The organism is Croceicoccus gelatinilyticus (assembly GCF_018398395.1).
In the GTDB taxonomy this organism is placed as follows: domain Bacteria; phylum Pseudomonadota; class Alphaproteobacteria; order Sphingomonadales; family Sphingomonadaceae; genus Croceicoccus; species Croceicoccus gelatinilyticus.
The window spans coordinates 1-22,706 of sequence record NZ_JAHCBF010000004.1 but is presented as its reverse complement, the minus strand read 5'-3'; the positions used below and the strand labels follow the sequence as shown (position 1 = coordinate 22,706).

Annotated in this window: 22 protein-coding genes; 11 read left to right on the top strand and 11 right to left on the bottom strand. The window is 64.0% G+C overall.

Annotation, left to right across the window (positions count from 1 at the left end):
• Positions 1 to 75 precede the first annotated feature (75 nt).
• The 3 genes from KIH45_RS09475 (at position 76) to KIH45_RS09465 (ending at position 4,183) form a co-directional block, all read left to right on the top strand.
• Entirely contained in the window at positions 76 to 1,485 is a 1,410-nt protein-coding gene (locus KIH45_RS09475; RefSeq protein ID WP_213175773.1) for a porin family protein, read from the top strand.
• A gap of 122 nt (positions 1,486 to 1,607) precedes the next feature.
• Positions 1,608 to 3,656 (top strand): TonB-dependent receptor, encoded by a 2,049-nt coding sequence (locus KIH45_RS09470; RefSeq protein ID WP_225899807.1) that lies wholly within the window; start codon positions 1,608 to 1,610, stop codon positions 3,654 to 3,656.
• A complete protein-coding gene (locus tag KIH45_RS09465; RefSeq protein ID WP_213175772.1) occupies positions 3,653 to 4,183 on the top strand; it encodes a cytochrome b in 531 nt (176 codons plus the stop codon). The genes KIH45_RS09470 and KIH45_RS09465 overlap by 4 nt, the downstream gene beginning before the upstream one ends.
• On the opposite strand, the gene KIH45_RS09460 is transcribed toward KIH45_RS09465, so the two are convergent.
• Positions 4,180 to 5,148 carry a quinoprotein relay system zinc metallohydrolase 1 gene (locus tag KIH45_RS09460; protein ID WP_213175771.1) on the bottom strand — a complete coding sequence of 323 codons (969 nt, stop codon included), beginning with the start codon at positions 5,146 to 5,148 and terminating at the stop codon, positions 4,180 to 4,182. The two genes, KIH45_RS09465 and KIH45_RS09460, sit on opposite strands and share 4 nt — an antisense overlap.
• Positions 5,145 to 5,939 carry a quinoprotein dehydrogenase-associated SoxYZ-like carrier gene (locus KIH45_RS09455; RefSeq protein ID WP_213175770.1) on the bottom strand — a complete coding sequence of 265 codons (795 nt, stop codon included), beginning with the start codon at positions 5,937 to 5,939 and terminating at the stop codon, positions 5,145 to 5,147. The genes KIH45_RS09460 and KIH45_RS09455 overlap by 4 nt, the downstream gene beginning before the upstream one ends.
• An 80-nt stretch (positions 5,940 to 6,019) precedes the next feature.
• Between KIH45_RS09455 and KIH45_RS09450 the strand changes: the two genes are divergently transcribed.
• On the top strand, positions 6,020 to 6,580 hold the full coding sequence (locus KIH45_RS09450) for a rhodanese-like domain-containing protein (protein WP_213175769.1): 561 nt from the start codon (positions 6,020 to 6,022) through the stop codon (positions 6,578 to 6,580).
• A 28-nt stretch (positions 6,581 to 6,608) separates the two neighbouring features.
• Positions 6,609 to 6,902, top strand: coding sequence for an EthD family reductase (locus KIH45_RS09445; protein ID WP_213175768.1), 294 nt, complete (start codon positions 6,609 to 6,611; stop codon positions 6,900 to 6,902).
• Between the two features lie 104 nt (positions 6,903 to 7,006).
• Here the strand turns inward: KIH45_RS09445 and KIH45_RS19355 are convergent, their stop codons facing one another.
• Both KIH45_RS19355 and KIH45_RS09435 read right to left on the bottom strand, forming a co-directional pair.
• Entirely contained in the window at positions 7,007 to 7,597 is a 591-nt protein-coding gene (locus KIH45_RS19355; protein WP_273544152.1) for a c-type cytochrome, read from the bottom strand.
• 224 nt (positions 7,598 to 7,821) lie between these two features.
• Complete coding sequence (locus KIH45_RS09435) at positions 7,822 to 10,395, bottom strand: YadA family autotransporter adhesin (RefSeq protein WP_213175767.1); 2,574 nt, start codon at positions 10,393 to 10,395, stop codon at positions 7,822 to 7,824.
• Positions 10,396 to 10,729: 334 nt separating this feature from the next.
• On the opposite strand from KIH45_RS09435, the gene KIH45_RS09430 reads away from it, so the two are divergent.
• Positions 10,730 to 11,620 (top strand): PAS domain-containing protein, encoded by an 891-nt coding sequence (locus tag KIH45_RS09430; protein ID WP_213175766.1) that lies wholly within the window; start codon positions 10,730 to 10,732, stop codon positions 11,618 to 11,620.
• Between the two features lie 19 nt (positions 11,621 to 11,639).
• Here KIH45_RS09430 and glpK read toward each other — a convergent pair whose 3' ends face one another.
• Positions 11,640 to 13,139 (bottom strand): glycerol kinase GlpK, encoded by a 1,500-nt coding sequence (gene glpK, locus KIH45_RS09425; protein ID WP_213176089.1) that lies wholly within the window; start codon positions 13,137 to 13,139, stop codon positions 11,640 to 11,642.
• A gap of 131 nt (positions 13,140 to 13,270) precedes the next feature.
• Here glpK and KIH45_RS09420 point away from each other — a divergent pair, with 131 nt between their 5' ends.
• Genes KIH45_RS09420 through KIH45_RS09400 form a run of 5 tightly spaced genes read left to right on the top strand, consistent with a single transcriptional unit; the run spans position 13,271 to position 18,269 of the window.
• The gene (locus tag KIH45_RS09420) at positions 13,271 to 14,779 is read left to right on the top strand and encodes a glycerol-3-phosphate dehydrogenase (RefSeq protein ID WP_213175765.1); all 1,509 of its coding nucleotides are present in this window, start codon (positions 13,271 to 13,273) and stop codon (positions 14,777 to 14,779) included.
• A gap of 29 nt (positions 14,780 to 14,808) precedes the next feature.
• Positions 14,809 to 15,897 carry a GTPase ObgE gene (obgE, locus tag KIH45_RS09415; protein ID WP_213175764.1) on the top strand — a complete coding sequence of 363 codons (1,089 nt, stop codon included), beginning with the start codon at positions 14,809 to 14,811 and terminating at the stop codon, positions 15,895 to 15,897.
• 55 nt (positions 15,898 to 15,952) lie between these two features.
• Positions 15,953 to 17,119 (top strand): glutamate 5-kinase, encoded by a 1,167-nt coding sequence (gene proB, locus KIH45_RS09410; RefSeq protein ID WP_213175763.1) that lies wholly within the window; start codon positions 15,953 to 15,955, stop codon positions 17,117 to 17,119.
• Positions 17,116 to 18,024 (top strand): NAD-dependent epimerase/dehydratase family protein, encoded by a 909-nt coding sequence (locus KIH45_RS09405; protein WP_213175762.1) that lies wholly within the window; start codon positions 17,116 to 17,118, stop codon positions 18,022 to 18,024. The genes proB and KIH45_RS09405 overlap by 4 nt, the downstream gene beginning before the upstream one ends.
• Before the next feature lie 20 nt (positions 18,025 to 18,044).
• Positions 18,045 to 18,269, top strand: a complete 225-nt coding sequence (locus KIH45_RS09400) for a hypothetical protein (protein WP_213175761.1) — start codon at positions 18,045 to 18,047, stop codon at positions 18,267 to 18,269.
• A 25-nt stretch (positions 18,270 to 18,294) separates the two neighbouring features.
• On the opposite strand, the gene KIH45_RS09395 is transcribed toward KIH45_RS09400, so the two are convergent.
• The 6 genes from KIH45_RS09395 to KIH45_RS09370 all read right to left on the bottom strand — a co-directional run bounded on the left by KIH45_RS09395 (position 18,295) and on the right by KIH45_RS09370 (position 22,603).
• Positions 18,295 to 19,089: a phosphoadenylyl-sulfate reductase gene (locus tag KIH45_RS09395; protein WP_213175760.1), complete on the bottom strand. Its 795-nt coding sequence runs from the start codon at positions 19,087 to 19,089 to the stop codon at positions 18,295 to 18,297.
• Complete coding sequence (locus KIH45_RS09390) at positions 19,089 to 19,514, bottom strand: DUF934 domain-containing protein (protein ID WP_213175759.1); 426 nt, start codon at positions 19,512 to 19,514, stop codon at positions 19,089 to 19,091. The genes KIH45_RS09395 and KIH45_RS09390 overlap by 1 nt, the downstream gene beginning before the upstream one ends.
• Positions 19,507 to 21,141: a nitrite/sulfite reductase gene (locus KIH45_RS09385; protein WP_213175758.1), complete on the bottom strand. Its 1,635-nt coding sequence runs from the start codon at positions 21,139 to 21,141 to the stop codon at positions 19,507 to 19,509. The genes KIH45_RS09390 and KIH45_RS09385 overlap by 8 nt, the downstream gene beginning before the upstream one ends.
• Position 21,142: 1 nt before the next feature.
• Entirely contained in the window at positions 21,143 to 21,439 is a 297-nt protein-coding gene (locus KIH45_RS09380) for a DUF2849 domain-containing protein (RefSeq protein ID WP_213175757.1), read from the bottom strand.
• Positions 21,436 to 22,206 carry a uroporphyrinogen-III C-methyltransferase gene (cobA, locus tag KIH45_RS09375; RefSeq protein ID WP_213175756.1) on the bottom strand — a complete coding sequence of 257 codons (771 nt, stop codon included), beginning with the start codon at positions 22,204 to 22,206 and terminating at the stop codon, positions 21,436 to 21,438. The genes KIH45_RS09380 and cobA overlap by 4 nt, the downstream gene beginning before the upstream one ends.
• 103 nt (positions 22,207 to 22,309) lie before the next feature.
• On the bottom strand, positions 22,310 to 22,603 hold the full coding sequence (locus KIH45_RS09370; RefSeq protein WP_213175755.1) for a hypothetical protein: 294 nt from the start codon (positions 22,601 to 22,603) through the stop codon (positions 22,310 to 22,312).
• Between the last annotated feature and the right edge of the window lie 103 nt (positions 22,604 to 22,706).

Sequence of the window (22,706 nt, the reverse complement as noted above, 5' to 3'; positions counted from 1 at the left end):
TGCCGCGCGCAAGGGCGCAGCATCCTCTTCCTGGTCGCTTGGATGCGATACAGATAAGAAAGGAAGGGGGAGAGAATGATCTCCAAGATCATGTTGCGCGGCACTGCCGCGGCGATTGCCATTGCCCTGACGACTGCACCTGCCTACGCGGGCTCCAGCGAGAGCCTGCTCAAGCGACTGCACGAAAAGGGTATTCTTTCGGACGACGAATACGCCGCCCTGCTTGCCGAGGAACAGGCCGAAGAGGCGGCCGAAGCCCAGCAGATGCAGGCCATGGCGCAGGCGCAGGCACCCGCGACTTTCGAGCCGGAAAAGATGGTCAAGATGACCGACAGCGGCATCGGCTTCGAAGTCGGCCCGGCAACGATCAAGTTCGCAGGGTCGGTCAACGGCTTCTACGTGCACGACAATCCCGATACGCCCAGCGCCACGACGGCAGTGACCGGCGGTATCGCGAGTGTTTCGGGCAGCAACTCCAGCGCCATTCGTAACGGTCTTCTTCCCGGCTTCCTCGTCATCAACGTGACGACGCAGCAGGCCGGCTGGGACGTCGGAGCGACTTTCGGCATGTATCCGGGCATCAACTCGGCCGCATGGGGCGCGCTGGGCGCGAACAACGGTGGTCAGCCGACCGCGCTTGCCACGGCGGGCATCGACTTCCGCCAGACGTTCATGACGTTCGGCAAGAAGAACCTGGGTACGTTCAAGATCGGCCGCGACATCGGCCTGTTCGGTTCGGACGCGATCCTGAACGACATCACCCTGCTGTCCAGCGGCCCTCCGGGCGGCAATGTCGCTCCGGCCAATACTACGCTGGGCCGTATCGGTTCGGGCTACATCTATTCGGACTTCCAGCCGCAGATCACCTACTCATCGCCCAGCTTCGGCGGCGTTCAGGCCAGCGTCGGCGTGTTCCAGCCCTTGAAGTCGCTGACTGGTCAGGACCAGACCAATTCGGACCCCGGTTTCCAGGCAAAGCTGACCTACGACGGGGACTTCGGCGGCGTGAATGCACACCTTTGGACCAGCGGTATCACGCAGAAGCATGATCTGGTTGCCGGCGGTTCCTACACCGGCAAGGGTCTTGATGTCGGTGCGAAGGTAACGGCCGGTCCGGTTACGGCATTGGGCTACTACTACACTGCCGACGGCCTCGGCACGACGGTGCTGGGTCTGTTTGACACCGACGGCGCAGGCAATGCCCGTTCCAGCGACGGCTTCTACCTCCAAGCTCTTGCCACCTTCGGCAAGGTCTCGGTCGGCGGCAGCTATGGTGAAAGCCGTCTCGACTATGCCAATGCGGCCGACGAGGCAGCCAACCCGACGCTGGTGGACACCAACTCCAGCTGGGTCGGACAGGTTCGCTACGGCCTGACGCCGTGGGTGACGCTGATCGGCGAATACATCCATTCGAAGGCAGAAGCCCACAACGGCAACGAAGCGGACAGCAATGCAATCGCGGTCGGGGGAATTCTCTTCTTCTGACGTTTTCCGATACTTCGGATTGCATTATGGAAAAACGCGTCGGCGGCCACGGATCCGTGGTCGCCGAACGTGTCTCTACGACACCAGAACAAAGATCTCGGGACGGATCAAAGAGGGCAGGGATGAACATTTTTGGTCGCAAATCGATAGTCGCCACGCTGATGACGGGCGCTGCGCTGGTCGCGGTTCCGGCCATGGCGCAGGATGCAGATGACGACGATGTCGAAGTCACCCGCTATGCGCCGCCGATCGTGGTCACCGGCGAAGGCCTGCCCGTCACCCCCGCGACGGAAGCCTATGACGTCACGGTGCTGGATCACGACGAACTGGTCGCCACCGGTTCGGGCCGGATCGAGGATGCGCTGAGCAACATCGCCGGTTTCCAGCAGTTCCGCCGTTCCGATAGCCGTTCGGCCAACCCGTCGGCGCAGGGCGTCACGCTGCGTGCACTGGGCGGCAATGCCTCCAGCCGCGCGCAAGTCCTGCTTGACGGCGTGCCGATGGCGAACCCGTTCTTCGGTTACATCCCGCTTTCGGCGATTGCGCCCGAACGTCTTGCCAGCGCCCGCGTCACGCGCGGCGGCGGGTCTGGCCCGTTCGGATCGGGCGCGCTTGCCGGTACGATCGAGCTGACCAGCGGCGACCCGGAATCGCTCGGCACGTTCTCGGGCCATGCGCTCGTCAACAACCGCGAGGAAACGGACATCAGCGGCACGGTTGCAGCCCGGCTTGGCGCGGGCTTCGCGCTCGTTTCGGGCCGCTGGGACCGGGGCAAGGGCTTCTATACCACTCCCCAGGACCAGCGCGTTCCGGCGACGGCGCGTGCGGCTTACGACAGCTGGTCGACCCAGCTTCGCGGCGTTGCTCCCATCAGTGACGATGTCGAGGTGCAGGCCAACCTGCTGCTGTTCGACGACAATCGCACACTGCGTTTCGACGGTGCGAATTCGTCCAGCGAAGGGCAGGACGCCAGCATCCGCTTCGTCGGACAGGGCGAATGGGCCTTCGATCTGCTGGGCTATATCCAGTCGCGCAATTTCTCGAACGTGGTCGTCTCGTCCAGCCTGTTCGTGCCGGTTCTGGACCAGCGCAATACCCCTTCGACCGGGATCGGCGGCAAGTTCGAACTGCGCCCGCCGGTGGGCGACGCCAACCTGCTTCGCCTTGGCGTCGATTACCGCAAGTCCGATGGCGAGCTTTACGAAGATTCGATCAGCGGCTTCACCGGCGCGATCCGCGAACGCCGCAATGCCGGCGGCACGAATACCGATCTCGGGCTCTTCATCGAAAACGACTTCCTGCTCGGCGCGCTTACGCTGACCGCGGGGGCGCGTGTCGACCGCTACACGATCAACGACGGGTTCTATACCGCCCGCGACATCGACGGCGTGGTGATATCGGACCAGCAGTTCGACGATCGCTCTGGCTGGGAGGAATCGTTCCGCGGCGGCCTGGTCTTCGCTGCGAGCGACGCGCTCAGCCTGCGGGCGGCGGCCTATACCGGCCTGCGCCTGCCGACGCTGAACGAACTGTACCGCCCCTTCGTGGTCTTCCCCGTCGTCACGCAGGCGAACGAGAATCTCGACGTTGAAAAGCTGGAAGGGTTCGAAGCGGGACTGGACCTGACGCCGGGCGAGGGTGTGAATCTGTCGCTGACCGCGTTCCACAACAAGGTGAAGGGCGCGATCGCCAACGTCACCATCGCCGATAACCTGCGCCAGCGTCAGAACATCGACGCGGTGCGCGCCAAGGGCGTGGAACTGCAGGCCGGGATTGAGCAGGGCATTTTCCGCTTCACCGGATCGCTGGCCTATACCGATGCCGAGGCGCAGGGCAGCGGCTTTGCCGCCGCGCTCGACGGCAATCGTCCCTCGCAGACGCCCAAGTGGGTCGCGGGCGCGACGCTGGCGATCGAACCTATGGATGGCTGGCTGCTCTCGACAACGCTGCGATACATCGGCAAGCAGTTCGAGGACGACCTTGAAAGCAACATCATGCCGTCCGCGACGACACTCGACGCTTATGCCCGGATCCCCGTGGCAGGCGGCGTTTCGCTGGTGCTTCGCGGCGAGAACCTGACCGATGAGGAAATCGTGACGCGCAACCAGTCCGGATCGATCGACCTTGGCATCCCCCGCACCGTGTGGGCGGGTATAGGGTTCAGCCTGTGACGGCAGGCGCGGGCACGGAACGCTACAACGCGGTCGCGCGGACCCTGCATTGGGTCATCGCGGTCGTGATCATCGGCAACATCATCGGCGGGTTCTTCCATGATGCGTTGGAAGATGTCGTCAACGTCATGCCGCTGCACAAATCGTTCGGGCTGACCGTTCTGGCACTCTCGCTGATGCGGTTGGTCTGGCGTGTGATGAACCCTGCGCCGCCGCTGCCCGCACATACACCTGCCTGGGAAAAGGGCGCGGCGCACCTGACGCATGCGCTGTTCTATGTCCTGATGATCGGGCTGCCGATGACAGGATGGCTGGTGTCTTCGGGCAGCAAGTATCCGCTGAATTTCTTCGGCCTGTTCGACGTGCCCAAGTTCGGCATCACGCCGGACGGCGCGATCGACGGTTTCGCGCATGAAGCGCACGAGATCATGGGCTGGGTCGCGGTATTCCTGATCGTGCTGCACGTCGGCGCGGCGCTGCGGCACCACTTCGTACTGAAGGACAACGTCCTTCGCCGGATGGCTTAACTGCCAACCATCGGCAAAAGTTCTGCCTCAAGCCCCGGGTAGAAGTGCGACACGCTGCGCTGCAGTTCGTAGCGCGCGACCTTGATGTTCGCGAACCGCGCGGGGATTTCGGTCGCGCCTGCTTCGGTCATGTCCATGCCCGACAGAACCGCTTCGTTGAGCATGCTGTCCAGCCAGCTCAGCCAGTCGCGGGTCTGCGGGATCGCGACGTTACCGCTGTCGATCGGGCCGTGGCCGGGAATGACCAGCTTGTGCGGCACGCCTTCCAACGTATCGAGCGCGGATAGCCAGCCGTCGATATTCGCATGGGGCGTGGCAGGCGCACGGTCGTGAAAGACCAAGTCGCCGCCGATGAGCGTGCCGGTCGCCTCGTCGAGAATGGCGAGATCCCCGCTCGAATGACCGCCCAGCGCGAAGAGCTGCAACTTGCGCCCGCCGATCACGGTTTTTCCTGCCGTTACGTCGCCTTGTGGCAGTACGACGGTGGTGCCCTTCATCCAGTCGGCCAGCACACGGAACAGGGCATCGGAAAAGCCCTCGCCGTCACGTTCTAGATCGTGGCGCGTGGCGGAAAGCGCGTGGACGATCCCGGCATCGAAAGCGCCCGCGCCGAACGAATGGTCGGGGTGGAGATGCGTGATGTAGACGCGGATGACCGGCTTTCCTGTCACGCTCTCCGCCAATGCGCGGATCGCCTTGCCGTAGGACAGCGACGGGCCGGGATCGACGACGATCGTGCCGTCATTCGTTGCGATGATCACCGTGTTCGCGATCGCCCCGCCGTTGGCAAAGGCGATCGGCTCGTCCGCGCCGCGCACCATCCAGATGCCATCGGCGACTTCTTCGGCTTGCGGGTTGTAAGTGCCTGCAAACTGCTCGGCATAGACGAGGGCAGGGGCAAGACCGGCCAGCCCCACACCCGCCAATCCGAGACCGGCAAACATTGTGCGGCGGGAAAGCCTCATTGCCCCGACGACAGCCTTTTGCCGCTGGCGGGCGAGAGTTCGCCTGCGAATTCCAGCCCGCTGGTATCGCGCGCGGCGACTTCCATCGGGCCATCGCGATCGACGACCAGCGTGAAGGCGGGGTCTTCGGCGACCGAACCGTATACGTCCATGCTCGCGACCTCACGGCCTTCGGCGTCGGTCACGCGGACGGTCTCGATATTGTAGGCCGGGATATTCTCGACCAGCCCCGTATCCATCGGATGGCGAAAGCCGAAGCGCAGGCGGGTCGAATTGCCGTCGGACCATGCCGCACCGCGCATTTCGCCAAGGTGGTCGGCCCAGTCGCCGCGCACGCGGGACAGGGGCGGGGCGGAACAGCCGCCGCCGGCCGCGTCGATCCAGTCGCCCGCGACGTGCCAGCTGCCATCTTCCAGCTGCACCGCGGCGCGGACCGGAGTGCGCTGGTCAAGCTTGATGCGGGTGGCGACGAAGGGCGCGGCGTCCATCGGGCGATAGTCGATGGCAACGGGAATGGGGTTGAGATCGGCAAAGACCACGATCCGCTTCACGCCATCGAGCTTGCGCGCATCGACCGTGACGGGAACGACGTGCTGATCCTCTGCAATGACGGGCAGGATTACTTTCACGCGGTTGTCGAAGACGACGGGCCCGCCGGTGAATAGCTTTTCAGCGTGATATTCCCACATCGGCGATCCCAGCGGATCGGCCGGAAGCCCCTCTGCCAGAGCGGGTGAGGCGGCGAGGAGAACCGAGGCCGCGGAGGGCAGGATCGTTTTTATCAAGCGCATAGGTCCAAAGAACAATGTAGGGCGGACACCGTCTGCGCCACATTGCACTTTGGTCCAAGAATAAGGGAACGGGAGAGACGGTGAAGGCAAGCGCGATCCTGCTGGCCTGCATAGGGCTATCCTGCCTTTGCGCGCCCGCGGCGGCGCAGCAGCGCGCCGAGTTCGACGAGGACGGATATCGCACCGCCCGCTACCGCGCGCCGGTCGACAGGGACCCGCACCCTTCGGCCCGTCTTGCGCTTCCCGCCGCGCTTTTACTCGACCCAGGCAAGGATGCGCTGTTCATCGATGTTCTGCCGGTGAACGGCGGCGTGCGCGATCCCGATACGGGCGAGTGGCGACTTTCGGAAGAACACCTGACGATCCCCGGTGCTGTCTGGCATCCGGAGGCCGGGCGCGGCGATGCCGATCCGGCGCTGTGGAACGCGCTTGTCGGCGAAGTCACCAAGGCCCGCCACCACAATCCGCACCTGCCCGTCATCCTGTTCTGCCGCACCGATTGCTGGATGGGCTGGAACGCGGCGAAACGTTTGGCCGCCGAAGGGCACGAAGGCGTCTGGTGGCTGGCCGAGGGCATAGAGGGTTGGCGAACGAGCGAAGAGCTGGTCGTGGCGACACCCGTAACCGTACCGGCACCCTGATATTCACAAGGAAGAGGAGTTTTCCGCAATGGCCAAGCTGATGGTTTATTACCCGCGTCACGAAGGGCACAAGTTCGACCGCGATTATTATAACGGCACGCACATGGACATCGTGAACGAGGCATGGGGCCCGCATGGCCTCAAGAGCGCGGACGTCAGCTGGCCCTATGACGATGCGCAGCCTTTCGCCTGCCTCGTCGCGTTGAACTTCGACAGTCAGGAAGAAATCGACGCCGCGCTGGGGTCGCCCGCAACGCCCGGCGTGCTGGCCGATGTCGCGAAGTTCACCGATATCGAACCGGCCATCTACCGCACGGCCTGACCCGCACGTAAAACGGACCCGCACATAGAAAAAGGGACCCGGCCGAGAGAGGTGAGGCCGGGTCCCTTATCTGGCGTATACCTGAGCTCGCGTTTACGCCGTGATCACTTCAGCTGCTTCAGGAAGTCGATAAGTTCCTGGCGCTTGGCTTCGTCCCGAAGGCCGGGGAAGCTCATGCGGTTGCCCGGGATGAACTTGCGCGGATTTTCCAGCCACTGGTGGAGCGAAGCCTCGTCCCAGGTGACGCCCGATTCCTTGAGCGCGGTCGAGTACTTGAAACCTTCGTGGAAGCCGGCACCCTTGCCGTAAGTGCCCCACAGGTTCGGGCCCAGCTTGTTCTCGCCGCCCTTTTCCCAGGTGTGGCAAACGGCACAGCGGCTGTAGCTGGCCGGCGGGGCCAGCGCGGCGACCTGCACCGGTTCCGGCTTGGGTTCGGGCGCGGCTGCGACTTCCTTCTTGGGTTCGGCGGTCTTCGTCGGCGTGGGCGTCGGGGTCGGCGTTGCCTCGACCTCGGGCTCTGCCGTCTCTTCGGCGACCGGCGGTTCCATGGCCGGGTCTTCGACGACCTCGGCCACTTCTTCGGTCACTTCTGCGACGGGGGCTTCCTCGGCTTCTTCAGGCGCGCCGCCGCATGCAGCGAGCGACAAGGCAAGAGCAAGGGTAGGGCCGGCCAGGACCAGGGACGATTTACGCATGGCTGTCCTCTCGAACTATCTGTTTCAAAGCGGTCAATCGCATTTCGGCGGCTTGGCCGACATTGCACTTTTGGTTGGTATCGATTTGGCGCGGGCTCGCAACCTCGTAAAGAAACCAGCCCCCGCGATCGAGATCGCGAGGGCTGGCCCGAGGGTGCGCAGGTGTCAGGGAATGGGTCGCACGACCCCGCTGCACCCCCGCAAGGCGTAGGTTCGTCAAAGGGTCAGAAGGCGAAACCCGCGCCGGTGCTGATGCCCGCGTACCCGTGCGTGTCGACGGTGCCGTTGAACTTGAACACGGCGCGCCCGTCGCTGGACGATGCGGAATAGCCGATGGCGAAGGCGGTTTCCCCGCGATAGTGGCCGATTGCACCAGCGATCATCTGGCCCTCGCTCTCGATCACTTGCGGCAGGCCCGACACCGCCAGCGCGCCTGCCGTACCGGCGTAGGAAGCGCGGCGGACATCGTCGAGATCGAAGGCGATCTCAGCAAAGCGCATGTCGGTATAGGCATTGGCCGTGGCGAGCGCGGCATCGATGCCCGACTGCATCTGGCGCAGGTTCACCGCGTCGAATGCATCCACCGCGTCGGCAACGTTGTGCAGACCCACCGTGGCGTTGGGGTCAAGACCGACCAGCGTCACGTCCTGCGAAACCACGCCGCCATTGCTGTATCGCGGGTTGCTGGCATCCGAATACTGGACCGCGACGACCGTACTGCCGGCAAGGTTGTTCTGGATGATCTCGATATCGCTGGTGTTCTGCGAAATGTTCGCCGTGTTGTTGGCGATGTTCGTCGCATTGGTGGCGATATTGCTGGCGTTGGTCGTGATGTCGGCAGCGTTGTTCGCGATGTTGGTCGTGTTCTGATCGACCTGCATGTTCGTTGCGTGAAGCTGCGAACCGTTCACCGCATCGCTCGACGTGGCCGACAGCGCGCCGGAGGCAACGTTGGTCAGCGTGACCGGACCAGCTGCGGCGCCGATCATGGCAACCGTCTGCGTCGGCGAACTGCTGGGCGTGGTGCCGTCAACGTCGTCGACATAGCCCAGCGGAACGTTTGCAACTTGCGTCTGCAGGTTGGTAATCGCGGTCTCGTTCGTGGTGACGCGGCCGTCGATGGCAACGATGTCGCCTTCGTTCACGGTGACGCGGCTGTCGATGTTGGCGATGTCGGTTTCATTGACCGTGACGCGTCCGTCGATGTTGGCAATGTCGCCTTCGTTCACAGTGACGCGACCATCGAGGTTGGCAATATCGCCTTCGTTGACCGTAACCCGGCCGTCCAGATTGGCGATATCCGTCTCGTTGACAGTGACCCGACCGTCGAGGTTCGCGATGTCGCCCTCGTTCACCGTGACCCGGTTGTCGATGTTGGCGATGTCCGTCTCGTTAGTCGTGACGCGGCCATCGAGGTTCGCAATATCGCCCTCGTTGACGGTCACCCGACCATCGAGGTTCGCGATATCGGTTTCGTTCGTCGTGACGCGACCATCGAGGTTTGCGATGTCGGTCTCGTTCGTCGTGACGCGTCCATCGAGATTGGCGATGTCGGTCTCGTTGGTGGTCACGCGTCCGTCGAGGTTGGCGATATCGCCTTCGTTGACGGTAACGCGGCCGTCGAGGTTGGCGATATCCCCCTCGTTGACGGTAACCCGGCCATCAAGGGCGGCAATGTCGCCTTCGTTCACGGTGACACGACCATCTAGGTTGGCAATGTCCGTCTCGTTCACGGTGACGCGGCCGTCGAGGTTCGCGATGTCGCCTTCGTTGACCGTGACACGGCCATCAAGCGCGGTGATCGCGTCGGCATTGACCTGCACGTTCTGGTTGGTCGCGAACAGCTGAGAGCCGTTGACCGCGTCGGTCGATGTGCCGTTCAGCGCGCCGTCGGCAACGTTGGTTACGGTCGTGCCGCTCGCGCCCTGCAAGGTGACGGTGGCGTAAGTGCCGTCGTCGTACTGGACCGCGACATCGGCCAAGGCATCGACGGCGTCGAGCGCGCCCTGCACTTGGCCGACCGTGGCGGCATCGGTGGCTGCCGTGCCGGGGGCGAGGTTCGTGATCTGGCGTTCTGCACCCGGCGCCCCGACCGACACTTCGCCGACCGAATCGAACGTGCCGGTAAGGCCGGGTGAGCTATAGCCCGCCACTGCGCCGCGCGACGTGACCGAACCGGCACCGATGGCGACCGAGTTGGCGAAAGTGACGCTTGCCCCGTTGCCAAGGGCAACGCCGTCCACTTCCGAGACCGAAGCGTTCGCGCCGATCGCAATCGCTCCGGTGGCGCCAGCCGAGGTCGAGGCGCTGTTGCCGAAAGCGATCGCATCAAGCTCGCCCGCCGACGCACCAAGGCCGTCCGCGCCAAGCCCGGTGATGGCATTGCCGCCGATGGAAATGCCCGCTTCCTGGTCCAGCGTGAAGCCGTCCGCAGTCACGTTACAGGCATCGGACGAGGTGACGATATTGCCGTCGGTGTCGAGCACCGTCAGCGAAAGCTGGTTGCCGTTGGCAATCGTATCGAGCGTGGTGGCAAGATCGCTATTGAGGACCGGCAGACCCAGGCCAACAAGCAGCGGGCTGAGGACAAGGCCATTCAATACCGTTTCGAGATCCTCGACCGGCTGAACCGTTTCACCGACGATGTCTGTGACGAGCGAGGGATCGAGGCTGAGGCCGGTACAAACGTCGACCACAGGCGTAATTGTCTGCGCCTGGGCGTTGCTGGACATGGCAAGCGCGCCAATCCCTACTGTTGCCAGCATAGCAATGCGGGCGTTCTTGTTCTGGAAATACATGACGAATTCTCCCCTGTTAAACCCATTCCGGGATGAGGGGATGGTCGCCGTGCTGGCAAAAAGATGAGGTGAATAGTTCGGTTACTTAGTTTTTCTCAAAATACATAAATATCACTTCCGCGCCCTTTGAGAGCGATCACACAAGTATGTTGATGTCAGGGATTGTCACAGGTGCAATCCTTTTCAGGACTTCATCTGACAATTGGTTCATGATTATCTGCGAAAACATCTGAGACTTTTGTGCAATATCAATATATGGTTAGTAACTGGAGGATATGTTGTGGGGTCAGAGGCAACCGGAGAGCATGAACTTTCCTGATCGAGGAGACGAGCGATGAGCGGTGTTACCGCTACTGCAGCCGAGGTCGTCCGGGCATTTTCGCACTGGCGTGATGTCGCGTCCGACAAGGCGGTTTTCATTACGAACCACGGTAAGGAAACCCACGTACTTCTGGATATCGAGAAATACCGCGACCTGACCAGCGATTCCGGCAAAAATGTCGGGAACGGCAACGAACTGGTCGGACTTGCCGGATGGATCGACGAAGCCCTGGTCATCTGCGATTCCGATTTGCGTATCCAGTATGCGAACCGCGTGGCAGGCGCGATCTGTCGCAAGAATTCTACAGAATTTGCCGGACGCCTTTTGGTCGAGGCTTTGCCCTCGGTCGCCGGATCGCTGATGGAAGTCCACGCTCGTCGCACCGTCGTCGGCGGTGAACCCAGCGCGGCGGACATTCCTTCGCCCTTCAAGGAAGGGGCGTGGCTGCGTTTTCAGTCATTCCCGCTGGCAGGCACCAACGTGCTCATGTTCCGTGACATCACCGAAGACGGGCAGCGCCACCGTCTTGCCGACGTGAAAACCTCGATCCTCGAGGCGATGAGCGTTCATGGCGAGGTAGGCTATGTCCGCCTTTCGATCCGCGGCACGATCGAACGGATCGACGATCCTTTCGCCCGCATGGTCGAACTGGACGAAGACCGCCTGATGGGCATTGCCCTTGTCGACCTTGTGACCCGCGAGGATCGTGTGGCTTTTCGCGATACGCTGGAAGGCGTCCTGCGCGGCGGTCCGCCGCAGCGCATGGAAGTCGGATTTCTGAACAACAGCGGCAGAGTCGCCTATGCCAAGCTGTCGATCGTGCAATTGCACGGTGCCTATGGCGCGGAAGGTGCAGTCGTCATGCTGACCGCGCAGGCCAGTCGCGAAGACGGGGCGGACTAACCTTCGATTGCGCCGGGCGTCAGGCGCGCCCGGCTTTCACTCTTGAAAGCGCTTCGTGCCAGCCATCGGCCAGTTCAGTGCGCTCGGCCTCACCCATTGTCGGCTCGAAGCTGCGGTCGAAGTTCGACAGCGCCTCGATAGCCTCGAGATTTTCGAACAGGCCGACACCCAGACCCGCCAGCGCCGCTGCGCCCCTTGCAGTCGTCTCCAGTTCCTGCGGACGGTCGACGCGGGTGGCCAGCATGTCGGCAAGGAAGGCGCAGAACCAGTCGTTCGCGGCCATACCGCCATCGACGCGCATGGCATCGGGCGGCGGCGCGCCGTCGGCGTTCATCGCGTCGAGCAGGTCCATCGTCTGGTAGGCCACCGCCTCTAGCGTGGCGCGGGCGATGTGGGCGCGGGTCGTGCCCAGTGTCATGCCCAGCAGGGCTCCGCGCGCATGGGGATCCCAGTGCGGTGCGCCAAGGCCGGTGAAGGCGGGCACCATGTAGACCCCGCCATTGTCGTCCAGCGTGGCGGCCAGCTCTGCCGTTTCCGCCGAGTTCTCGACAAGGTCGAGACTGTCGCGCAGCCATTTGACCGCAGCGCCTGCGACGAAGATCGATCCTTCCAGCGCATAAGTCGTCTTGCCGCCCAGCCGGTAGCCGACCGTGGTCAGCAAGCGGTTGTCCGAACGCAGCGGCGTCTCACCGGTATTGGCGACGGCAAAACAGCCCGTGCCATAGGTCGATTTCACCATGCCCGGATGGAAGCAGGCCTGCCCGAAAAGCGCGGCCTGCTGATCGCCTGCCATGCCCGCGACCGGAATCGCACTACCCAGCAAATCAGGGTCGGTTTCGCCGTAGATTTCCGCGCTGTCGCCGATGCGCGGCAGCAGGGCAGGGGGCACGCGCAGCAGTTCACAAAGCTCCTCGCTCCACTCGCCCTTCTCGATATCGAGCAGAAGCGTGCGGCTGGCATTGGTGGCGTCTGTCGCATGGACCCGCCCGCCGGTCAGCCGCCAGAGCAGGAAGCAGTCGATCGTGCCGAAGGCCAGTTCGCCGCGTTCGGCCCGTTCGCGCGCGACGGGCACTTCATCAAGGATCCACGCGATCTTCGTGGCCGAGAAATAGGGATCGAGCAGCAGGCCCGTCGTCTGGCGCACGACGTCCTCGTGCCCCGCCTCGTGAAGCGCCTCGCACGTCGCGGCGGTGCGGCGGTCCTGCCACACGATCGCCTTGTGGATCGGTTCACCCGTCGCGCGGTCCCAGATAACCACCGTCTCGCGCTGGTTGGTGATGCCGATGGCAGCGACATTCGCGGCCATGACCGCAGCGCTGGCCAGGGCATCGCGCGCGGTTGCCAGCGTCTTCGTCCAGATTTCCTCGGCGTCATGCTCGACCCAGCCGGGTTTCGGATAGTGCTGGGCGAATTCCTGTTGGGAGACCGAGACCCTGTCGAGCCGGGCATCGAACAGGATGCTTCGCGTGGAAGTCGTGCCCTGGTCGATGGCGAGGATATAGGGGCCGCTGGCGGTCATCGTCTCTCCGGTTGGTGGCTTGTGCACGTGCGAAAGTCGCGATGCAGGGCGCGATGGTCAACCCCGCATGCCAAGTCCTGCCTGACCGCGGGGGGTTTAACCTTGGCGCGGTCGTCGCTAGGTTTGGTGCAATGCAGCAAGTCCATGACCTTCCCCAGTCCGTCGATCTCCTCGTTATCGGGGGCGGCATCAACGGTGCGGGGATCGCGCGCGATGCGGCAGGGCGGGGCCTATCGGTCCTGCTGGTGGAGAAGGACGATCTTGCCTCCCACACCTCGTCCGCGTCGACGAAGCTGATCCACGGGGGGCTGCGTTACCTCGAATATGGCGAAGTGCGGCTGGTGCGCGAATCCCTGCAGGAACGCGAACGGCTCTGGGGCATGGCGCCGCACATCATCTGGCCGCTGCGCTTTGTGCTGCCCCAGACGCAGAGCCCGCGGCCGGGCTGGATGGTTCGCATCGGGCTGTTCCTCTACGACCATATCGGCGGGCGCAAACGCCTGCCCAAGACGGAAACCGTGCGGCTCGATCAGGCGCGGCAGGGCGAAGGGCTCGCCAATCGCAAGGGCAAGGGCTTCGTCTATTCCGATTGCTGGGTCGAAGATGCGCGGCTTGTCGTCCTGAACGCGATGAGCGCGGTCGAACACGGCGCGGTGGTAAAGACCCGCACCCGCTTTGTCTCCGCCGCCCGCGAAGGGTCGGGCTGGGCCGCGAAGGTCGAGGACGCGAACGGCATCCACACGGTCGAGGCAGGGGCCATCGTCAACACTGCGGGCCCGTGGGTCAGCGATGTGATCGGCCATGTCGCCAATGCGCGGCCCAAGGGGCAGGTCCGGCTTATCAAGGGCAGCCACATCATCGTGCCGCGCCTCTACCCCGGGGACCATGCTTTCATGCTGCAGAACCCGGACCGGCGCATCGTCTTCGCCATTCCGTATGAGCATGACTACACCCTCGTCGGGACGACCGACGTCCCATGTGCCGAAATCCCCGAAAAGGCGGAAATCTCGGACGAGGAGATCGCCTACCTGCTCGACACCGCAAACCGCTATTTCGAGAAGAACACGACGCGCGACGACATCGCCTGGACTTATTCGGGCGTGCGTCCCCTGTTCGACGATCAGGCGAAGAACGCCTCTGCCGTAACGCGCGACTACGTGCTCGACCTCGATCGCGGAGCGGGCGAGGAAGCGCCGCTGCTCAACGTATTCGGCGGCAAGATCACGACTTATCGCCGCCTTGCCGAACACGCGATGGAAGAAATGGACCTGCCGCGCGCCAGCGGTGCGTGGACGGCTGGCGCGACGCTGCCCGGCGGCGATTTCGCCGATTTCGAGGATTATCTCGTCGGACTGGCCCGCGCGCATCCCAAATTGCCGCACGACATGCTGCGCCGTCTGGCCCGCGCATATGGCACGAAGGCGGAAGTGATCATCGGCAAGGCCCGCACGCTGGCTGACATGGGCGAGGATTTCGGCGGAGGCCTCACCAAGTCCGAAGTCGATTATCTGGTCGTCCACGAATGGGCGAAAAGCGCCGACGACGTGCTTTGGCGGCGTAGCAAGATGGGGCTTCACGCCCCTGACGGCACCTATGAAAGGCTCTGCGCCTACTTCAACGGTTACGCGCCCACTGGCTAAATGGCGTTGCGCGCCCTAAATGGCGGCCCATGCATTTTCTAGACCAGGCCAAGATCTACATTAAGTCCGGCGGGGGCGGCCCCGGTGCCGTCTCGTTCCGGCGCGAGAAATATATCCAGTACGGCGGTCCCGACGGCGGTGACGGCGGTTCGGGCGGCGACGTCGTGTTCGAAGCGGTCGAAGGGCTCAATACGCTCATCGATTTCCGCTATACGCAGCACTTCAAGGCGCCGCGCGGCGGCCACGGCATGGGCAAGGACCGCACCGGCGCGTCGGCCAAGCCGCTGGTAATCGAAGTGCCCGTCGGCACGCAGATCATCTCTGACGAGGACCGCGAGACCGTTCTTGCCGACTTTACAGAGGTCGGCCAGCGGATCGTCCTGCTTGAAGGCGGGATGGGCGGGCGCGGAAACGCCAGTTACAAGTCCAGCACCAACCGCGCCCCGCGCCAGCATCAGCCCGGCATTCCGGGTGAGGAGATGTGGGTCTGGCTGCGGCTGAAGCTGCTGGCCGATGTCGGTCTTGTCGGGCTTCCCAATGCGGGCAAGTCGACTTTCATCAACGCGGTCACCAATACCCGCGCGAAAGTCGGCGACTATGCCTTCACGACGCTGGTGCCCAAGCTGGGCGTCGTGCGCCACAAGGGCCGCGAATTCGTGCTGGCCGACATTCCGGGCCTGATCGCGGGAGCGGCGGAAGGTGCCGGCATCGGCGACCGTTTCCTCGGCCACATCGAACGTTGCCGCGTGTTGATCCACCTGATCGACATTTCCGGCACGGGCGAAGGGCAGGAGCCGGTTGAGGCGATGCACATCGTCGAAGAAGAACTGGCCGCCTATGGCGAAAACCTCGAAAACAAGCCGCGTCTCGTCGCGCTCAACAAGGTCGACCTCGCTGACGAGGAACTGGTCGCGGGCTTTGCCGAGGAGCTGAAGGCAGCAGGCGCGGACGAGGTCTTCCCGATCTCGGGCGCGACGGGTGCAGGGCTGGAACCGCTGATGGACGCGATCCTCGGCTATCTTCCTGACAAGACCCGCACGGAAACCAAGGGCGCGGAACGCGAAGGGCCCGAAGAGGGTTCCGGCGATGACGCGCCGGAAGAATGGTCCCCCATTTGACGCGCTAAGCGTGACGGCAGGCAGACACGACCGGAAGGCAGACACGACAGGCACGATGGAAAAATCCGAACCAACCGAAAAGATTACTGAACTCCACGACCTCACTTTGCCGCGCACTTGCAAGCGGATCGTGATCAAGGTCGGTTCTGCGCTGCTGGTCGGCCCCGACGGGCATCCGCGCCGCGAATGGCTGGCCTCGCTGGCCGGCGAAATTTCCGCGGCCACGATCCGCGGTCAGGAAGTCATTGTCGTATCGTCAGGCGCGATCGCGCTGGGCGCGTCGCGGCTGCAGCTTGAAAAGGGTGGCCGCGCCAACCTTGCCGATGCGCAGGCCGCAGCCTCTGTTGGCCAAATTGAACTTAGCGCGCTTTGGGCGGACCTGCTGGGCGGGCATGGCCTGACGACGGGCCAGCTTCTCGTGACGCTGGAGGATCTTGAGGGTCGCCGCCGTTATCTCAATGCTTCGGCCACGCTCAAGCGGCTGGTCGATCGCGGCGTCGTGCCGGTGGTGAACGAGAACGATTCGGTCGCGACTCACGAAATCCGCTTTGGCGACAATGACCGTCTTGCCGCCCGCGTGGCGCAGGCGGGCAAGGCTGATGCGGTCGTGCTGCTGTCCGATATCGACGGACTCTACGATCGCAACCCGAAGGAACCGGGCGCGCAGATGATCCCGTTGGTCCACGGCGTGACCAAGAAGATTCACGACATGGCCGACGGTGGATCGGGCTCTGGCTTGGGTTCGGGCGGCATGACGTCGAAGCTTCAGGCGGCAGAAATCGCAGAACGTGCCGGCATCGCGCTCGCCATCGTCAATGGCCAGTATACCGCGCCGCTTGCCCGCGCTTTGCAGGGCGGGATCGGCACACTGTTCCTGCCGCGCCGCCGCGACAGCGGGCGCAAGGCGTGGTTGGGCGGACGTATCCGGATGCGCGGGACGTTGGTGGTCGACAGCGGTGCGGCCAAGGCCATGCACGACGGGCGCAGCCTGCTTGCCAAGGGCATTACCGACGTCACCGGCAATTTCTCACGCGGGGACGTCGTCGAAGTGCGGGGACCGGACGGCGAACAGATCGCCAAGGGCCTTGCCGAATACGACGCATCGGAAGTCTTCGCCATCATGGGCCGCCATTCGGACGACCAGGAACGCCTGCTGGGCTATGCCCCGCGCAGCGCGGTGGTCCACCGCGACCAGATGGTGATCGTGAGCATCCGCAAGTGAAGATCGCGATATCGGGCGCAACGGGCTTTGTTGGCTCGACGCTGCTCGATCTCGCTGCGGGCAAGGGGCACGAAGTCCGCGCCCTGACACGGCGCGAACAGCCGGAGCGCGAGGGCGTGACATGGGTGCGCGGCGATCTGGCCGCTACCGATGCGCTCGAAACGCTGTGCACCGGTGTGGACGCGGTCGTGCATGTCGCGGGCGTGGTGAACGCGCCCGACAAGGCGGGTTTCGTTGCGGGCAACGTCACCGGCACGAAAGCGATGCTGGATGCCGCCACGGCTGCGGGCACGCAGCGGTTCGTGCATGTCTCCTCGCTCTCTGCGCGGGAGCCTTTCCTGTCCGACTACGGCAAGTCCAAGTTCGGCGCGGAAGTCGCGGTGGAAGCGAGCGCGCTCGACTGGACCATCGTACGCCCGCCTGCGATCTACGGCCCCCGCGATACCGAGATGTTCGAGCTGTTCAAGGCGGCGAAGCTGGGCGTCGTGCCCCTGCCGCCCGAAGGCCGCGCCTCCATGATCCACGCCGCCGACCTTGCCGCGCTGTTGCTGGCGCTGGCCACCGACGGCGGCGCGCATGCGGGCAAGGTCTATGACCCCGACGACGGACGCGAAGGCGGCTGGCGCCATGTCGAGATGGCAAAGGCCATCGGTGAGGCGGTGGGCCGCAAGGTCACGCCGCTATCGATGCCCGCGATGCTGGTGAAAGGCGCGGCGCGCATCGACCGCATGGTGCGCGGGACAAAGGCGAAACTGACCCCCGATCGCGCCAGCTACATGGTCCACCCCGACTGGACCGCCGACCCGGCACACCGCCCGCCTGCCGATCTGTGGCAACCCCAGATCGCGACGGGGGAAGGGTTGAAGCAGACGGCCCAGTGGTATCGCGCCGAGGGGTGGCTTTAGGTTCAGGTGGCGTAAGCACAATGCATATCGACAAAGCCTATGAACGACGCACCGATCTGACGACTAGCGAACTGGAGCGGTTGCTCTCGGCGCTGGAAAATGAAGTAGCGCGCTATCGCGATACGATCCGCAATTACCCGCCGGACCGAATGCAGAAATACGGCAAACCATTTCTGGACAGCTTGCAACAACGCGTCACCGTTGTGGCGGAACTACTGAGCACGCGAAGCGACGAGCCTTCCTGATCGCCGTTACTTCGCGGCGACCACCTCAGAAAACCGGATCGTAGTCCGGCGGCAGGTCGCCGTCCTTGGTCAGGCCCGGCACCTGGTGGATACCGCATTCGGTCTTGTCCCAACCGCGCCAGCGGCCCGAGCGGGGGTCTTCGCCGTCTGCGACCGTGCTGGTGCAGGGCATGCAGCCGATCGACGGGTAGCCCTGCGCCACCAGCGGATGGCGGGGCAGATCGCGTTCATCCATGTAGGTGTTGAGGTCGTCGCGGCTCCACCCGATCAGCGGGTTCACCTTGAGGCGGCCCGCCGTGTCGGAGGTGTCGAGTTCGAAGATCGGCAAGTCGGCGCGGGTAGCCGACTGGAACGCCTTGCGCCCCGTGATCGACGCGTCATAGCCCGCCAGTTCCTTGGCCAGCGGGATCACCTTGCGGATTTCGCAGCAGCCGTCCGGGTCGTAGGACCAGCGCAGGCCGCTCTCGTCCTTCGCGGCCAGCGCCTCGGCATCGGGCGTCAGGTTGACGAGGTTCTTGAGGCCCAGCTTGCCTACCAGCAGGTCGCGATATTCCAGCGTTTCGGGGAAGTGCTTGCCGGTTTCCAGGAACAGGACGGGCGCCTGCGGTTCGACCCCCGACACGATGTCGAGCAGGACCGAGCTTTCCGCCCCGAAGCTGGAAACCACCGCCGCGCGGCCCACGACGCCTTCGACCAGAACCGCGTGCAGGATCTCAGCCGCCGAAGCATCCGCGAAGCGCGCGTTGAGCGCGGCGGCGTCCTCGGCGGTGAAGCGCGGGGCAGTGTCGATACGGTCGAGGCGGCGGGCAGCTTCGGTCATCAGCCGTGCCTGAGCGCCCAGATCGGCGTGCGGCCGTCGACGGTCTTCTGATAGACGTTTTCCCAACGCTCCAGCGCGGTCTTCACGTCGGCCTCGTTCATGGCCTTTTCGGGTTCGAACGCGTCGAAACCGCAACGGCGCATATAGGCGATCTGATCCACCGCGACATCGCCGACGGCGCGGATTTCACCTTCGTAACCGGCCTCGCGCAGGATCCGTGCCGCCGAATAGCCGCGCCCGTCGCCGAACACGGGGAAGTTCACTTCCACGCGGGCGATGTGGGCAAGGTGGGGCAGCAGTTCGCGTGCGTCGTCGCCCGGTTCGATGCGGACGGCGCCGGCGTTCGACTGGTCGCCGAAAGCATCGACGGTGACGGCGGGGCTTTCCGATACTTCGTCGTCGCGGAAACGGAGAAACTCAACCATAGATCGCCTCCTTGAACGGATCCATGCCGATACGGCGATAGGTATCGAGGAAGCGTTCGCCATCCTCGCGATTGGCGATGTAGACGTCGGCGGCCTTCTCGACCGCGTCGACGATGCCGTCCTCGTCGAAACCGGGGCCGGTGATCTTGCCGAGCGAAGTGTCCTCCGCCTCGCTTCCGCCGAGGAGGAGCTGGTAGTTCTCCACGCCCTTGCGGTCGACGCCAAGGATGCCGATGTGGCCCGCGTGATGGTGGCCGCAGGCGTTGATGCAGCCGGAAATCTTCAGCTTCAACTCGCCCAGTTCGGCGGTCTTGCCGTTGCCCGAGAAACGCTCCGAAATCTTCTGTGCGACAGGGATCGAGCGCGCATTGGCCAGCGTGCAGTAATCAAGGCCGGGGCAGGCAATGATGTCCTCGATCGTGTCGAGATTGGGTGAGGACAGGCCATTCGCGTCGAGCACGTCGAACAGGTCCTTGAGGCGCGCCTTTTCGACGTGCGGCAAGACGATGTTCTGCGTGTGTGTGACGCGGCATTCGTCGAACGAATAGTCGGTCGCAAGCTCGCCCATCAGGCGGATCTGGTCCGCGCTGGCGTCACCGGGGATACCGCCGACGGGCTTCAGCGAAATGACCGCGCTGACATAGCCGGGGGCCTTGTGCGCAACAGTGTTGCGATCGACCCAGAGCGCGAAGTCGGGGTCGGTACGGTCGATCTCGTCCGACAGGCCGGCCTTGAAGGCGGGGTCGGCAAAGTAGGGCTTGATCCGCTCAAGCTCTGCGAGCGGAGGCTCGATGCCCTGCGTAAGCAGGTGGGCGAACTCTTCCTCGACCTGACGCGTGTATTCATCCTTGCCCATTTCGTGGACGAGGATCTTGATGCGAGCCTTGTACTTGTTGTCGCGGCGACCGTGGCGGTTGTAGACGCGCAGGCACGCCTCCGAATACGTCACCAGCTGGTCGATCGGCACGAATTCGTTGATGCAGGGCGCGACCATTGGGGTGCGGCCCATGCCGCCACCGACGTAGAATGCAGCGCCGATTTCGCCTGCTTCATTCTTCACGATCTGGATGCCGATGTCGTGCAGGCGCATGGCCGCGCGGTCGGTATCCGATGCGATCACGGCGATCTTGAACTTGCGCGGAAGGTAGCTGAATTCGGGGTGGAAGCTCGACCACTGGCGCAGCAGTTCGGCATAGGGGCGCGGGTCGACCAGTTCGTCGGCGGCGGCACCGGCGAAGTGATCGGAACTGATGTTGCGGATGCAATTGCCGCTGGTCTGAATGGCGTGCATCTCGACCTTGGCGAGATCAGCCAGGAGATCGGGCGCTTCTTCCAGCTTGATCCAGTTGTACTGGATGTTCTGGCGCGTGGTGAAGTGGCCGTAGCCGCGGTCGTACTTGTCCGCGATGTCGCCCAGCACTTTCATCTGCGCACCCGACAGCGTGCCATAGGGCACGGCGACGCGCAGCATATAGGCGTGAAGCTGCAGGTAGAGGCCGTTCATCAGGCGCAGCGGGCGGAACTTCTCTTCCGAAAGCTCGCCCGACAGGCGGCGACGGGTCTGGTCGCGGAATTCCTCGACGCGGGCATCGACCATCTGCTGGTCGTAGTTGTCGTACTTGTACATCTCAGATCACCCAGTTGCCGGCTTCGGGGTCGGCAGGTTTGAGGGTCAGGTCGGGGCGGACCGTCGGGCCAAGGGCGCGGATGCGTTCCTTGATGTGCGCGGGGCGCACGCCGTTTTCGTCCGTTGCCGCGTCGATGGCGTAGGCGCCAACGACATTGCGCGAAGCTTCCTCGCGCGCGGCGATCTCGTCGGCCTTTTCGCCGACATCGACGGCATCGTTGACGTGGCGCGACCAGCCCTGGCCGTCCCACCAGGTCACGTCGCCGGTCTTGAGGTCGTTTCCGGTCAGGATCTTCATTTGTTGGCTTCCACAGCAAGGGCGGCGAGTGCGTCGTCACGTTCACGCGTGACTTCGCCGATGACGATAAGCGCCGGGCTCTTCACCCGATTGTCCTCGACCAGATCGGGCAGACCGGCGAGAAGGCCGCGCAGCACCCGCATCTCGGGGCGCGCGGCGTTTTCGATGACGGCAACGGCCATTTCGGGGGCAAGGCCGTCGGCCATCAGCTTGTCCGCGATCTGCGGCGCGGTCTTCACGCCCATGTAGATGACGAGCGTGCGGCCGACCCCTGCAAGGCCCGACCAGTCCTGATCCGACAGGCCCTTGCACTGGCCCGCGACGAAGCTGACGACGCTGGCATGGTCGCGGTGAGTGAGGGCGATCTGCGCGGCGGCACCGGCGGCGTTGGCGGCGGAAATGCCGGGGACGATTTCGACCGGAACGCCAGCGGCGCGGCAGGCCTCTGCCTCTTCGCCGCCGCGTCCGAAGACCAGCGGATCGCCGCCTTTCAGGCGCACGACGTCGTTACCGGCCAGCGCTTCGCGGACCAGCAGGGCGCAGATGTCTTCCTGCGGCATGGTGTGGTGCGCGCGGCGCTTGGCGACCGAGACCAGCTTGGCATGCGGGTGCGCCATGGCAAGGATCGCGGGTTCGACCAGCCCGTCGTGAACGACGAGCCTTGCCGAGGTAAGCAGCCGCGCAGCGCGCAGCGTCAGCAGGTCCGGATCACCCGGTCCTGCGCCGACGAGAAAGACCCGTCCGGGAGTGGTTGCAGCATTGGCCATGCAAGGCAGATGCGCGCATGGCCCACAGTATGCCAGCCAGAATGCTTTGCAGGGGGGCTAGATCAGCTTTCAACGCCCCCCCTGCCGCACTTGTCAGCCCGGCTTATTCGGCGACGACGCGCGTCACCGTGCCGACGCTTTCAGGATCGTCGACCGCAGTCGAAGTCCAGACGCCGTCTACCATTGACTGTGCATAGCAGGCCTGATTCCCGCTTTCGTCGGAAGTGACGCAATAGGGCTCTTCTGCCGTGCCGCCAGTGTAGGTGCCGGTCGATACTTCGCCGTCAGCGTTGGTATATGTCGCCTTGCCGTCTTCGGTCAGCGTGACCGACATGGTCGAACCGTCTGCAGCGGTCACGGTATAGTCACCGGCAACCGGCTGTCCGTCGACCGCCATCGGAGCCGCTTCGGCCGCTTCGGTTTCTAGGCTCAGGACCCATTGATTGGCGAGAGGCGATGTGATTCAGGCTCCGGGAGGAGATTGATCATGAACGACCTGT